12 protein-coding genes and 1 tRNA gene are annotated in these 13,255 nt (G+C 68.7%); 3 read left to right on the top strand and 10 right to left on the bottom strand.

Annotated elements, in window-relative coordinates; translation table 11 throughout:
* The first annotated feature begins 138 nt into the window (after positions 1-138).
* The gene (locus tag C1707_RS16900) at positions 139-1,389 is read left to right on the top strand and encodes a glycosyltransferase (RefSeq protein ID WP_101713000.1); all 1,251 of its coding nucleotides are present in this window, start codon (positions 139-141) and stop codon (positions 1,387-1,389) included.
* 4 nt (positions 1,390-1,393) lie between these two features.
* Here the strand turns inward: C1707_RS16900 and C1707_RS16895 are convergent, their stop codons facing one another.
* The 6 genes from C1707_RS16895 to C1707_RS16870 all read right to left on the bottom strand — a co-directional run bounded on the left by C1707_RS16895 (position 1,394) and on the right by C1707_RS16870 (position 7,570).
* The gene (locus C1707_RS16895) at positions 1,394-1,762 is read right to left on the bottom strand and encodes a GFA family protein (protein WP_101713001.1); all 369 of its coding nucleotides are present in this window, start codon (positions 1,760-1,762) and stop codon (positions 1,394-1,396) included.
* A gap of 75 nt (positions 1,763-1,837) precedes the next feature.
* Positions 1,838-1,912 (bottom strand) — tRNA-Val (locus C1707_RS16890).
* Between the two features lie 106 nt (positions 1,913-2,018).
* Positions 2,019-2,297 carry an HU family DNA-binding protein gene (locus C1707_RS16885; RefSeq protein ID WP_058346343.1) on the bottom strand — a complete coding sequence of 93 codons (279 nt, stop codon included), beginning with the start codon at positions 2,295-2,297 and terminating at the stop codon, positions 2,019-2,021.
* Positions 2,298-2,443: 146 nt separating this feature from the next.
* Positions 2,444-4,843, bottom strand: a complete 2,400-nt coding sequence (gene lon, locus C1707_RS16880) for an endopeptidase La (RefSeq protein ID WP_101713002.1) — start codon at positions 4,841-4,843, stop codon at positions 2,444-2,446.
* 349 nt (positions 4,844-5,192) lie between these two features.
* On the bottom strand, positions 5,193-6,335 hold the full coding sequence (locus tag C1707_RS16875; RefSeq protein WP_101713003.1) for a DUF3089 domain-containing protein: 1,143 nt from the start codon (positions 6,333-6,335) through the stop codon (positions 5,193-5,195).
* A gap of 32 nt (positions 6,336-6,367) precedes the next feature.
* Positions 6,368-7,570, bottom strand: coding sequence for an acetyl-CoA acetyltransferase (locus C1707_RS16870; protein WP_101713004.1), 1,203 nt, complete (start codon positions 7,568-7,570; stop codon positions 6,368-6,370).
* On the opposite strand from C1707_RS16870, the gene C1707_RS16865 reads away from it, so the two are divergent.
* Together C1707_RS16865 and C1707_RS16860 are read left to right on the top strand one after the other, a co-directional pair.
* Entirely contained in the window at positions 7,569-7,907 is a 339-nt protein-coding gene (locus C1707_RS16865) for a type II toxin-antitoxin system VapB family antitoxin (RefSeq protein WP_164467379.1), read from the top strand. The genes C1707_RS16870 and C1707_RS16865 overlap by 2 nt on opposite strands.
* Positions 7,904-8,290 carry a type II toxin-antitoxin system VapC family toxin gene (locus tag C1707_RS16860; RefSeq protein ID WP_164467378.1) on the top strand — a complete coding sequence of 129 codons (387 nt, stop codon included), beginning with the start codon at positions 7,904-7,906 and terminating at the stop codon, positions 8,288-8,290. The genes C1707_RS16865 and C1707_RS16860 overlap by 4 nt, the downstream gene beginning before the upstream one ends.
* A 7-nt stretch (positions 8,291-8,297) precedes the next feature.
* Here the strand turns inward: C1707_RS16860 and C1707_RS16855 are convergent, their stop codons facing one another.
* From C1707_RS16855 to kdsA, 4 genes are all read right to left on the bottom strand, one after another.
* Positions 8,298-9,782: a hydroxymethylglutaryl-CoA synthase family protein gene (locus tag C1707_RS16855; RefSeq protein WP_101713005.1), complete on the bottom strand. Its 1,485-nt coding sequence runs from the start codon at positions 9,780-9,782 to the stop codon at positions 8,298-8,300.
* A gap of 101 nt (positions 9,783-9,883) precedes the next feature.
* Complete coding sequence (locus C1707_RS16850; RefSeq protein WP_101713006.1) at positions 9,884-11,122, bottom strand: FAD-dependent oxidoreductase; 1,239 nt, start codon at positions 11,120-11,122, stop codon at positions 9,884-9,886.
* An 11-nt stretch (positions 11,123-11,133) separates the two neighbouring features.
* Positions 11,134-12,135 (bottom strand): ADP-glyceromanno-heptose 6-epimerase, encoded by a 1,002-nt coding sequence (gene rfaD / locus C1707_RS16845; RefSeq protein WP_101713007.1) that lies wholly within the window; start codon positions 12,133-12,135, stop codon positions 11,134-11,136.
* Positions 12,136-12,371: 236 nt separating this feature from the next.
* Positions 12,372-13,238, bottom strand: a complete 867-nt coding sequence (gene kdsA, locus C1707_RS16840) for a 3-deoxy-8-phosphooctulonate synthase (RefSeq protein WP_101713008.1) — start codon at positions 13,236-13,238, stop codon at positions 12,372-12,374.
* Positions 13,239-13,255: the final 17 nt, after the last annotated feature.

The following is a 13,255-nucleotide window of genomic DNA, read 5'->3' as shown; positions in this document are numbered from 1 at the left end:
TCCTCCGAAGCTGGACCGTTGTCCAGCCGCGCGACGCCACCCTACGTCGCGTCGCGCATCGGCGCAAAAACCATATTTCGGTTCGCCTGGATTGAATGCGCCGCCCGTCGTAGGAGGGGCCAAACGGGGGTATCCGACATGGCGCGTTTTCTGTTCACCACCTGGGAGGGCGGCGGCCACGTGCAGCCGCTGCTGATGGTCGCCGCTGACATGATGGCGCGCGGCCACCATGTGCTGGCGATCAGCGATCCGGCCAACGCCGCAGACGCTAAGGCCCTGGGCGTTCCGTTCCGCGCCTGGACGACCGCGCCGTTCCAGACCGGCAAGACCCGCGACGACGATCGCCTGCGCGACTTCGAGGCCGACAATCCGATGGCCGTGATCGAGCGCCTGCTCGAACGCGTGATGACCGGTCCCGCCGACGCCTATGCCCGCGACGTGCTGGAGGCGCTGGACGCCTTCCCCGCCGACGTGGTCGTGAGCCAGGAACTGCTGCTGGGCGCGATGGTCGCGGCCCAGGCGCGGGAGACGAAGCTGGCCCTGTTGTCGGCCAACATCTGGTCTCTCCCGAACCTGCCCGGCGCGCCGCCGTTCGGGGCCGGCATGGCGCCGGCGGCCGACGACCAGGAGCAGGCCATGCACGCAATGGTCGCCCAGATGGCGCGCGGCCTGTTCCAGTCGGGCCTGCCGGCGCTGAACGCCGCCCGGTCCGAGCATGGCCTCGCGCCGCTGGACGACGTCTTCGCCCAGTTCGACGCCGCCGACGCCATCCTGCTGGCGACCAGCCGCGCCTTCGACTTCGCGCCCGATCCCCTGCCCGCCCCGTTCGCGCATGTCGGCCCCTATCTGGCCGATCCGGCCTGGGTGGAGCCCGCGCTGCTTCCGGAGGGCGACGCGCCGCTGGTGCTGGTATCGTTCTCCAGCCTCTACCAGGCGCAGGAGGCGGCGCTGCGCAACGTGATCGCGGCCCTGTCCGCCCTGCCCGTCCGGGCGCTGGTGACGACCGGGCCGACGCTGGATCCCGCGGAGTTCGACGCGCCGCCCCACGTTGCGATCGTGCGCAGCGCACCGCACGGCCAGGTGCTGAAGGAGGCGGCCGTCATGGTCACCCATGCCGGACACGGTTCGGTGCTGCGCCCGCTGATGGAAGGCGTTCCGCTGCTGTGCCTGCCGATGGGCCGCGACCAGAACGACAACGCCATGCGCGCCGCCCATCGCGGTGCGGCGATCACCCTGGCCCCGGACGCCTCGCCTGAACGGATCGCCGAGGCGCTGACCCGCCTGCTCGACGACCCGTCGTATCGGCAAGCCGCCAGGACCCTGGGCGACCGGATCACACAGGACGCCCAGGCCCGCCATGCGGCCCCGGCGCTCGAGGTGCTGGCCTGACGGCCTACCAGTCGTCGCGGCCGTTGAGGTGAACCACCGGCAGCGGCGTCAGGTCGAAGTCGTTCAGCAGCCGCACGTTGATGCTGACGCGCGGATTGTCGTAGTCGGCCTCGCCACTGCTGAAGTCTGGGAACTGGCTGTAGGTCCCGCAGCCGCAGATGGCGCAATGATGGTGCGAGCCCATGTAGTCGCCCCACTGGTAGGTCGAGACCCGGTCGCGCGACGTCAGCAGCTTGAAGCTGGAAGGCTGGTAATAGGCGACCAGGTTGCCCCGCTTGGAGCAGAACGAGCAGTTGCAATCGGTCAGCTCGGTCGGTGCGGTCTCGACCTCGAACTGAGTGGCGCCGCAGTGGCAGCTTCCCTTGACGGACATGACGATCTCCCTTTTGGCGTCAGACGCCGGGAGACTGCCGAAGGCCCGCTGACAGCCTGGTGTCAGCATGGTCCCTGGTGGGCGGTGAGGGGATCGAACCCCCGACCCTCTCGGTGTAAACGAGACGCTCTACCGCTGAGCTAACCGCCCCTTCGCAGGGTCGCGCCTTCTAGCCGCAGTCGGGCGGCATGGGAAGCGCGCATAGAAAAGGGCGGGCCGTCGTCGAACGCCCCGCCCCTCAAAATCCGAAACGGGATCAGCCGTTCAGGGTGGTCTTCAGGCCTTCGCCGACCTGGAAGCGGGCGGTCTTCGAGGCCGGACGCTCGACGGTCTCACCGGTGCGCGGGTTGCGCGCGGTGCCGGCGGCGCGGGTCACGGCCTTGAAGGTGCCGAAGCCCACCAGACGCACGTCCGAGCCCGACTTCAGCGAAGTGGTGACGGTGTCGATGAAAGCTTCCAGAGCGTCCTTCGCCTGGTTCTTGTTGATGCCCGCCTTTTCGGCGATCGCCGTGACGAGTTCGGCTTTCGTGGTCATTTTTGTCTCCCAGCCAATAAGCGACGGCGCTGCAACAGCTTACGCCGCTTCGCTCGCGTGGAAGTATGCGGGCTTCGCAAGCCCCGTCAAACGAAGGCGGCGCGGAAAGATCCCGCGCCGCCCTACTTATCAACAATAAGTTACTGTTAGTGCGTAAGAACTGCGTCGTCCCCGGCGTCGTCGGCCTTGGCGGGGCCCGAAAGGGGCTCTTCCGATTCGCTCCACTCCACCGGCGTGAGCGGACCGATCAGGGCGTGCTTGAGCACTTCGTCGACCGTCGAGACCGGAATGATCTCCAGGCCCGACTTCACGCTTTCCGGCACGTCGACGAGATCCTTCTCGTTTTCCTGCGGGATCAGCACGGTCTTCACGCCCGAGCGGAGGGCCGCCAGCAGCTTCTCCTTCAGGCCGCCGATGGCGGTGACCCGGCCGCGCAGGGTGATCTCGCCGGTCATGGCGATGTCCTTGCGGATCGGGATGCCGGTCAGCACCGAGACCATGGCCAGGGCCATGGCGATGCCGGCCGACGGACCGTCCTTGGGCGTGGCGCCGTCCGGAACGTGCACGTGGACGTCGGTCTTCTCGAAGATCGGCGGCTTGATGCCGAACGAGGTCGCCCGCGAACGGACGTAGCTGTTCGCCGCCGAGATCGACTCCTTCATCACTTCCTTGAGGTTGCCGGTGACCGTCATGCGGCCCTTGCCCGGCATCTTCACGGCTTCGATCGTGAGAATGTCGCCGCCGAATTCCGTCCAGGCCAGACCGGTGACGATGCCGACCTGGTCGACTTCGTCGGTCTCGCCATAGCGGTACTTCTTGACGCCGGCGTACTTGGCCAGGCGCGCGTCGTCGATGGTGATGCTGGTCAGCTTCTCGCGGGCCAGGTCACGCACCGTCTTGCGGGCCAGGTTGCCCAGTTCCCGCTCCAGCGACCGCACGCCGGCTTCCCGGGTGTAGTAGCGGATAAGGTCGCGGATGGCCGCGTCCGGCACGACGAACTCGCTGTCCTTCAGGCCGTGATCCTTGGCCAGCTTGGGCAGGACGTGGCGCTTGGCGATCTCCAGCTTCTCGTCCTCGGTGTAGCCGGGGATGCGGATGATCTCCATGCGGTCCAGCAGCGGCTGGGGCATGTTCAGGCTGTTGGCCGTGGTGACGAACATCACCTGCGACAGGTCGTAGTCGACCTCCAGGTAGTGGTCGCCGAAGGTCGAGTTCTGCGAAGGATCGAGCACTTCCAGCAGGGCCGAGGCGGGATCACCGCGGTAGTCGCTGCCCATCTTGTCGATCTCGTCCAGCAGGACGAAGGCGTTGGTGGTCTTGGCCTTCTTCATCGACTGGATGACCTTGCCGGGCATCGAGCCGATGTAGGTGCGGCGGTGGCCGCGGATCTCGGCCTCGTCACGCACGCCGCCGAGGCTCATGCGCACGAATTCGCGGCCCGTCGCCTTGGCGATGGACTTGCCCAGCGAGGTCTTGCCGACGCCCGGAGGGCCGACGAGGCAGAGGATCGGGCCTTTGAGCGAATTGGTCCGGGCCTGCACGGCCAGATATTCCAGAATCCGCTCCTTGACCTTCTCCAGGCCGTAGTGGTCGGCGTCGAGGATCTCTTCGCTCTCGTTGAGATCGATCTTCTTGCCCTTGGCCTTGCCCCACGGGATCGACAGCAGCCAGTCCAGATAGTTGCGGACCACCGTGCTCTCGGCGGACATCGGGCTCATGTTGCGCAGCTTCTTCAGCTCGCCCTCGGCCTTGGCCCGGGCTTCCTTCGAAAGCTTGGTCTTCTTGATGCGCTTCTCGAGCTCGATCAGTTCGTCGCGCGAGTCGTCGGGGTCGCCCAGCTCGCGCTGGATCGCCTTCATCTGCTCGTTCAGATAGTACTCGCGCTGGGTCTTCTCCATCTGGCGCTTCACGCGCGAGCGGATCTTCTTCTCGACCTGCAGCACCGAGATCTCGCCTTCCATGAGGGCGAAGACCTTCTCCAGGCGCTTGGTGACGTCGAAGATTTCCAGCAGGTGCTGCTTGTCGCCGATCTTCACCGACAGGTGGGCGGCGATACTGTCGGCCAGCTTGCCCGGCTCGGCGATCTGCGGGATCGCGGCCAGGGCTTCGGGCGGCACCTTCTTGTTGAGTTTGACGTAGTTCTCGAACTGCTCGACGACCGCGCGCGACAGCGCCTCGGCCTCGGGGCCCGCGCCCTGGTCCTCGCTGACCTCGCCGACCTGGGCCTCGTAATAGGCCTCCTGGTCGGTGAAGCGCACGACGGCCGCGCGGCCCTTGCCCTCGACCAGCACCTTGACGGTGCCGTCAGGCAGTTTCAGCAGCTGCAGCACGGTGGCCAGCACGCCGACATCATAGATGTCGGCCGGGGCCGGATCGTCGTCGGCGCTGTTCTTCTGGGTGACGAGCAGGATCTGCTTGTCGCCGCGCATCACTTCCTCGAGGGCGCGAACGGACTTGTCGCGGCCCACGAACAGCGGAACCACCATGTGCGGGAACACAACGATATCCCGCAGGGGCAACACAGGAAGCGTACGGATCTCAGACATATTTTCACTCCCGGCCGGCGCGTGAACCCCGCGCCTCGCCATGCGGACTGCCGTCACTTCAGACGATGCGCCTGAGTCGTACAGTCCGTCCGCCCGGGACTGGGCGGATGGTCGTTATTTATGTGGACCTTTTGCGACCGGGTTCAAGCGCGCTCGCCTTCCAGCGGCGACAAGTCGCGCCGTGGTGGTGGAGCTGCAGGAAAGCAAGCCTGACGGTGCGCGGCCGAGGCAGGATCGGCGGCTTGGCTGCAGGTCCCATGGAAGGATCGTGCGCGGAACCTGCGCCATGAGACCCCTCCGGCCCTCCGGGCCACCTGAGGTGGCCGGCTTAGATGGGCTCGGCCAAGCCCTATTCAGCGCCCGCAGCGCGGATCACCGGCGGCGCGCGCTTGCCCAGCGCCGCCACGCGGGCGGCCGCATCCGCCTCGATGTCGGCCCAGAACAGATTGTAGCCGTCGACCTTGCGGCGGTCGGTCCACGAGCCGGTGTCGCGCAGAGAGGCCGACTTCGGCCTGCCGGTGTGCAGCAGGCCGTTCTCGCACTGCGCCCAGACCTGGCGCTTGAGGAAAGCCGGGCGGGCCCCCCACTCCAGGCCCGTGGCGTTGACCGAGCCGAGGTTCAGGCGCGCCGGCGCGCGCTCGGTGCCCTGGGCGCCCAGCAGCGGGTTGACGCACAGCGGCTTGCGGCCGTTCAGGTTCTCCAGCTGGTCGCCGCCCATCCAGGTCAGCGAGCGGCCCAGCCACTCCTGGGCCTTCTGGAAATCGCCGTCGGTGAGCGAGGCCCAGGCCACGACGCAGCCGGCCTCTTCACGGCGCGCGCAGGCCGGAATCCGCGCGACGGGGCCGTATTCGTCGGCGGGCACGGCGGTCTCGATCAGGTAGACTCCCGCCAGCCGGTCGCGCAGCGCCGGGTCGGGGGCGATCTCCTCGGCCACCAGGCGCGCCAGCAGGCTGCCGCCCTGCTCCACCCCCACCAGCACCAGCGGCCGGCCCTTGTCGTAGCGGTCGCGCCAGGCGCGGAAGGCGTCGCGTACGTCGCCATAGGCGAAGCGGCGCGCCTCGCGGGCGTCGTCGCGCAGGGTCAGGAAGGTGTAGAGGCTGGCCTGGCGGTAGTGCGGCGCGAAGATCCGGCCCACCCGCGAGAACGGTGCGGCGTAGTTGGGCAGCACCACGCGGTTCAGATAGCGATTGGCCTTGGGCTGGTCGTAGGGCGCGTTCCAGTCGCGCCCGCCGTCGAAGGTGGTCGGGTGAACGAAGAACACGTCGGCGGCCCGGTCCATCCCCGTCGCTCCCCGCGGCAGCAGGGCCCAGGCGGCCGGATCGGCGTAGTTGGGAGCCGGCGGCGGATCGTAGGTCTGGAACGGGACCTTCGGATCCAGCGTCGTGCGCAGGATGTCGTAGCGCCAGTAGAACGCCGCCGTCAGGACGATCCCCAGGAAGAGGACGCATCCCGCGAAGATCCAGCGCTTGAAGCCCTTGAAGCGTCCCGACATGCCTCTCGACTACACCAGGACGCCGCGTCGCACTACGCCCCTTCCCGCCCGATGATGGCCACCGAGCAGACATTGCTGGCCGGCGCGCCGCCCAGATTGTGGGTCATGCCCAGGACCGGGTCGCGCAGCTGGCGCTCGCCCGCCCGGCCCTGCAGCTGCAGGTACATCTCGTAGAGCATCCGCAGGCCCGAGGCGCCGATCGGATGGCCGAAGCACTTCAGCCCGCCGTCGATCTGGCACGGCACCCCGCCGTCGGCGTCGTAGAAGCCGTCCAGCACGTCGCGCCAGCCCCGCCCCTCGGCCGAGATGAACAGGTCCTCCATGGTGACCAGCTCGGTCACCGAGAAGCAGTCGTGCACCTCCATCATCGAGATCTGCTCGCGCGGGCGCTCGATGCCGGCTTCCTTGTAGGCCTTGCCGGCGGCGATGCGGGCGGTGTGGAAGTGACTGCCGTCCCAGCCGTTGTACTGGCTCTCGTAGCCATTGGAGACCGACAGCTGCAGCGCCTTGACGGTGACGAGGTCGTGCTTGCCCAGCGCCCGGGCGATCTCGGGCGTAGTGACGATGGCGGCGGCCGCGCCGTCGGAGACGCCGCAGCAGTCGAACAGCCCCAGCGGCTCGGCGATGATCGGGGCGTTCAGCGCCTGCTCGGCGGTGATCGGCTTGCGAAGGTGGGCCTTGGGGTTCTTGGCGCCGTTGGCGTGGCTCTTGACCGAGACGTGGGCGATGGCGCGCTTGAGGTCCTCCTTGGAGACCCCGTGCTTGGCGCGGTAGGCGCTGGCCAGCTGGGCGAAGTTGCCGGGGGCCGAGCCGTTGGGCATGACCTGCGGCGCCAGCGTGCCCGGCGCGCCGAACGGCAGGCCGCCATAGCCGGTGTCCTTCAGCTTCTCGACCCCGACGGCCAGGGCGATGTCGGCCGCGCCGGCGGCCACCGCATAGACCGCGCCCCGGAAGGCCTCCGAGCCCGAGGCGCAGAAGTTCTCCACCCGGGTGACGGCGATGTTGGGCAGGCGCAGCGCGATCGACAGCGGCGTGCCGCCCTTGCCCGTGCCGATCTCGTCGATGTGGGTCGAGAACCAGGCCGCGTCGAGCTGGCTGGCCTCGATCCCCGCGTCGGCCATGGCCTCGACATAGGCCTCGACCATCAGGTCGTCGGGACCAGCGTCCCAGCGCTCGCCGAACTTGCTGCAGCCCATGCCAAGAATGGCGACCTTGTCGCGGATGCCGCTGGCCATGAGGGATCTCCTTCAGCTCGCCTTCTCGGGCGTATTGTTCGGGTGTAACGTCGAGGTCATGGGCATGGTGATCCACGACGAGGAAACGCTGCGCATGGCGCAGGAGCTGGCGGACCGTAAGGGTCTGGCGGCTCCCGACGTCCTGAAGGAGCTGCTTCGCGCCGAGCTCGAGCGCACCGTGCCCGCGGAGTCGCGCCCCTCCAGGTTCACGCCTGAAGAACGGGAAGCCATCGCCGCCAGAATCGCCGCCATCCAGGCGCGGGTGGAGGCCTTGCCGGTGCTGGATCCGCGCCATCCGGACGACATGCTGTACGATGAAGACGGCCTGCCGAAGTGATCGTCCTCGACACTTCCGCAGTGCTTGCGATCCTGTGGCGAGAACCCGAGGCCGACGACTTTCGCAACGCCATCGCCGAAGCGGAAATGGCGCTGATTTCGACGGCGACGTTGCTGGAATGCGCGGTCGTCTGCATGCGCCGCAAGGGCCCCGCCAACGTCGAGGAACTCGATCGGCTGCTTGAAGTGCTGAAAGTCACCTCGGTCGCCTTCGATGACTCGCAGTCGGCGATCGCGCGGCAGGCCTTCGAAACCTACCGCGCCGGCCGCCACGGCCTGAACTTCGGCGACTGCTTCGCCTACGCCCTGGCCATGGCGCGGGGCTTGCCGCTGCTGTTCAAGGGCGAGGACTTCGCCGCCACCGACGTGAAGCGCGCCGTCTGACACCGCCCTACTCCGCCGCCTGGGCCGTGACGGCCGCCATCGCGGCGCGATCGGGCGCGGCCTTCCAGAAGTAGCGGACGAAGCCGCGCTTCTCGTCGCGGTCCTTGATGCGGAAGACCATCTTCACCGGCAGGCCGGTCTCGACCTCGCCGGGCGTCACGTCGGTGATGTCGAGCATGATCCGCCCGCCGCCTTCGAAGACGATCATGCCGTAGTGGTTGGGCGGGCTCATCGAGAAGGTAAGGTAGTCGGCCGAATAGGTCAGCACCTGGGCGGCGCGCTCGGCGAAGCGGTAGGGCTCCTGGGTGTCGACGGCCGGGTTGTTGGGCGCGACCGAGATGCGGGTGCGCGGGAACTGGACGACGCCGGTCTCGCGGCAGCGCCCGCCCACCAGGCCCAGGATCTGGTCGCGGTTGCGATAGAGGGTGGTCAGGGCCGTCTTGTTGTCCTTCTCGGCCCGCATGCCCCTGTCCCATTCCACGAGGTCGTTGAAGACCAGGAACTTCAGGTAGTTGGTCTCCTCCTGGCGGTCGGCCAGCGCGCCGGCGACGCCTCGCGCGGGGCGGCTCGATCCGATCTCGCCGCCGGCGCGGAACACCAAGGCCTCGGCGCCCTGGCCGAACTGGGCGACGAGGACGATCTGGCCAGGCTGGGCCTCTTCCAGCGCGTGCGCCAGCAGCAGCGGACCATGAGCCGCGCCGGCCTCGCCGAGCTGGGCGGCCAGGGTGTCGCGGACGGCGTCGGGGCGGATGCCGAGGGTCTTGGCCAGGGTCGCCCCCATGCCGGCAAAGGTCGACGGGAAGCAGAAATGGTCGACCTGGGCGGCGTCGACGCCCGCCGCGTCCAGCGCCGCGCGGATGGCCGGCGGGACCAGCTTGACGATGCCCTCGTCGCGGATCCAGCGCTCCTCCCAGGCGTAGTCGAATGCCGCGTCCGCACCACGGAAGTGATCGACGAAGTCGTCGGTGACCGTGCCCCGGCCCAGGAACTCGGCGGCCGCGCCGTCGGGCGAGACCACGAAGGCGGCGGCGGCGTCGCCGAAGTCCAGTTCCTGCGGCGAGGCCGCACGGGCCCGGCGATGCTCGCCGACGGCGACCAGCACGCGCCTGCCCGAGGCGGCGGCGTCCAGCGCCTGGCCGAGCGCGGTGAGACCGCAGCGCTGCGAGCCGGTGACGTCGGCCGAGGCGATCGTGGGCTCCAGCGTCAGGGCGGCGGCCAGGATCCCGGCGTTCTGGCGATCGGCGAAAGGCGCCGTGGTCGAGGCGAAGATCGCCCCTTCGATCGCCGCCCGCCCCTCATCCTCGACGCCCAGGGCGTCGCGGGCGGCCTCGACGGCCATGGTCAGGGCGTCCTCGTCCCAGTTGGCCATGGAACGCTCGCCCTTGGCCTTGCCCGCCAGACCCGGCGCGATCCAGGCGTTGGCGACGACGACCGCCTTGCGGCTGAGGCGAAGACGCGGCGCATAGGCGCCCCAGGCGGCGATGCCGACCATGTTCTGCTCCCTGACCGACGCCTCTCTCCCAGCTCGCGGGCCGGCGACTTATCGAGGTTCAGGTTACGCGTGCGGCAGGCGCCGGCAAGCGTGCCCCTTGGTCAACCGGAGAAGGCGTCGGGCGAGCGCACGCGCTCCAGCCGGAAGCCGAGGCCCAGCACGCGGGCCGGGATGCGGCGCAGGCGCGGAAAGCGCTCGAACAGCCGCATCGCCGCCGGCGCCTTCAGCGCCCGGCCGCTGAGCGCCGCGCCGACCAGGCGGTCCTGGATCAGCAGTTGCAACGACTGCATGGCGCGGGTCGGAGGCAGGCGGCGGCGCTGCACCGCCCGCGCCCGCTCGTCCAGCGCGGCATCGTCCAGCCCGAAGGCGTCGTGCAGGATGTTGGCCGCCGCCACCGCGTCCTGGACGGCCAGGTTGATGCCCACACCGCCGACCGGCGACATGGCGTGGGCGGCGTCGCCGATGCACAGCAGACCCGGCAGCGACCACCGCGTCAGGCGGTCCACGGTGACGGTCAACAGGTGGACGTCGTCGAAGCTCCGCAGCTCTTCGACCCGGTCGGCCAGCATGGGAGCGGCCTGGGCGACCTCGTGCCGGAAAGCCTCCATGCCCGCGCTCCTGATGGCGTCGAACGTCCCTTTCGCGGCGACGTAGCCGCACTGGTAGTAGCCCTCGCGCGGGATGGTCACGAACATCCGGCCGGCGCTGGCGCGCCCCAAGGGCGCCTCCGGGTCGTCGGTCGGCTTGCGCGACAGGCGCATCCACAGCACGTCCATTGGCGCGCCCAGGTCCTCGACCGGCAGGCCGGCGGCGTCGCGCAGCACCGAGCGGCGGCCGTCGGCGGCGATCACCAGCCGCGCGCGAACCTCCAGCGGCCCGTCCGGCGTCGCGACCCGCACGCCGGCGACGCGGCCGTCATGCTCGACCACCGCTTCGGCCCTCGCGTTCATGCGCAGGTCGAAGGTCGGGTAGCGCCGTGCGGCGTCCGCCAGGAAGTCGAGGAAGTCCCATTGCGGCATCAGGGCGATGAACGGCGCGGCGGTCTTCAGGCCGTGGAAGTCGGCCAGGTGGATGGTCTCGTCGCCGATCTGCGCCGACAGGGCGCTGACCTTCGTGTGCGGCAGCGCGAGAAACGCCTCGAGCAGGCCAAGGTCGGCCATCGCCTGCAGGGTCGAGGGATGGACGGTGTCGCCGCGAAAGTCCCGCAGGAAGTCGCCGTGCTTCTCCAGCACGACCACCCTCACCCCCGCCCTGGCCAGCAGCAGGCCGACCATCATCCCCGCCGGACCACCGCCGACCACGCAGCAATCGGTGTCGACAACGGCGGGATCGGCAGGCATGGCGGGCCTCGTCAGCGGTAGGGGTCGTCCGTGTTCAGGAAGCCTGCCACATAGTCGGCCACCCCGTCTTCCAGCGAGGTCATCGGCGCGTTGTAGCCGGCCGCGCGCAGGCGGCTCATGTCGGCTTCGGTGAAGTACTGGTACTTCCCCTGCAGCACCTCGGGCATGTCGAAATAGCTGATGTCGGGCTGGCGGGCGATCGCGGCGAAGGTGGCCTCGGCCAGGTCCTTGAACGAGCGGGCCTTGCCCGAGCCCAGGTTGTAGACGCCGTTGACGTGCGGGCTCTTGGCCAGCCAGGCGATCACGTCGGCGACGTCGCGCACATAGACGAAGTCGCGCAGCTGCCCGCCGTCCTCGTAGTCGGGGTGGTGAGACTTGAAGAGGCGCACCCCCTCGCCCGCCTGGATCTTCGGCCAGATCTGGCAGACCACCGACTTCATGCCGCCCTTGTGGTCCTCGTTGGGGCCGTAGACGTTGAAGAACTTCAGGCCCACCCATTGCGGCGGGGCGTGGCCGCGAGCGGCCTCGCGCACGGCGAAAACGTCGAACAGCGCCTTGGACCAGCCGTAGGCGTTCAGCGGACGCAGGCCCATCAGGGTGTCGATGTCGTCCTTGCCGTCGAAGCCCTGGCTTCCGTCGCCATAGGTGGCGGCCGACGAGGCGTAGATCAGGCGGGTTCCGTTCCTGGCGCACCAGCGCCAGATGTCTCGCGACAGCACGAAGTTGGACTGCACGATCAGGTCGGCGTCGGGCTCGGTCGTCGACGAGATCGCGCCCATGTGGATGACCAGCTCGACCTCGTCGCCGCGTATGGCCAGCCAGTCGAACAGCTGCTCGGGGGCGACGAAATCGGCGATCGGGTGCTTGGCGATGTTGCGCCACTTGCCTTGCGCCGCCTCGCCCAGCCAGTCGCAGACCACGACGTCGAGCGCCGGATCCTCGCACAGTCTGGCGACGATGTTGGAGCCGATGAACCCGGCGCCGCCGGTGACGAGAACGATGCGTCTGGACATGGGCGGGTTATGGCACAGGGGGATGTAGGGGCAAGAGCGAGGGCTGCCCTCGTCACGCCCGGCCACCCTGAACCCGCCTTCCTCGCCCTTGTGGCGAGGATCCATGGTTCCGCTGCTCAGACCGCGACAGCACGACCAAGGTCTGAGCGGTCGCCGGCATGGACCCCGCCACAAGGGCGGGGGAAGCGAACCTATTTGATCTCTGGCGCTAAATCGAAGCCCCAGAAGCCAATGGATCAGGCCGCCAGCTTGCGCTTGGCCAGGGCGTCGAACTCGAGCAGTTCGGCCACAAGGCCCTCGAACTGGCTCAGCGGCACCATGTTGGGACCGTCCGACGGGGCGTGGTCGGGGTCGGGGTGGGTTTCCATGAACACCATGGCCACGCCGATCGAGACGGCCGCCCGGGCCAGCACCGGCACGAACTCGCGCTGGCCGCCCGAGGACGTGCCCTGCCCGCCCGGCTGCTGCACGCTGTGGGTGGCGTCGAACACCACCGGGCAGCCGATCTCCTTCATGATCGGCAGGCTGCGCATGTCGGAGACCAGGGTGTTGTAGCCGAACGAGGCGCCGCGTTCGCAGGCCATGACGTTGGGATTGCCCGCGCCGGTGACCTTGGCGATGACGTTCTTCATGTCCCACGGGGCCAGGAACTGGCCCTTCTTGATGTTGATCGCCCGGCCGGTCTTGGCGGCGGCCAGCAAGAGGTCGGTCTGGCGGCACAGGAAGGCCGGGATCTGGATCACGTCGACGGCCTCGGCCACCGGGTCGCAGTGGCTGATCTCGTGCACGTCGGTCAGGGTCGGCAGGCCGGTGACCTCGCGGATCTCCTGGAAGATCGGCAGGCTGTCATAGAGGCCGATGCCGCGCGCGGCCGTGGCCGAGGTGCGGTTGGCCTTGTCGTAGCTGGTCTTGTAGATCAGGCCGACGCCCAGGCGCTCGCCGATCTCCTTGAGGGCGTGGGCCGTTTCCAGCGCGTGCTGGCGGCTTTCCATCTGGCACGGGCCGGCGATGAAGGTCAGGCGTTCGGCGTTGCCGATGCGGACGGCCTTGCCGTTCGGCGTCTTTACTTCGACGACGGCGTTAGGAGCGACGGGCTGACTCAAGGCAGGACTTCCAAATA

The organism is Caulobacter flavus, from assembly GCF_003722335.1.
In the GTDB taxonomy this organism is placed as follows: Bacteria; Pseudomonadota; Alphaproteobacteria; order Caulobacterales; family Caulobacteraceae; genus Caulobacter; species Caulobacter flavus.
Note: the sequence above shows the minus strand (reverse complement) of the source record. Positions and strands in the feature narration are given on the sequence as shown.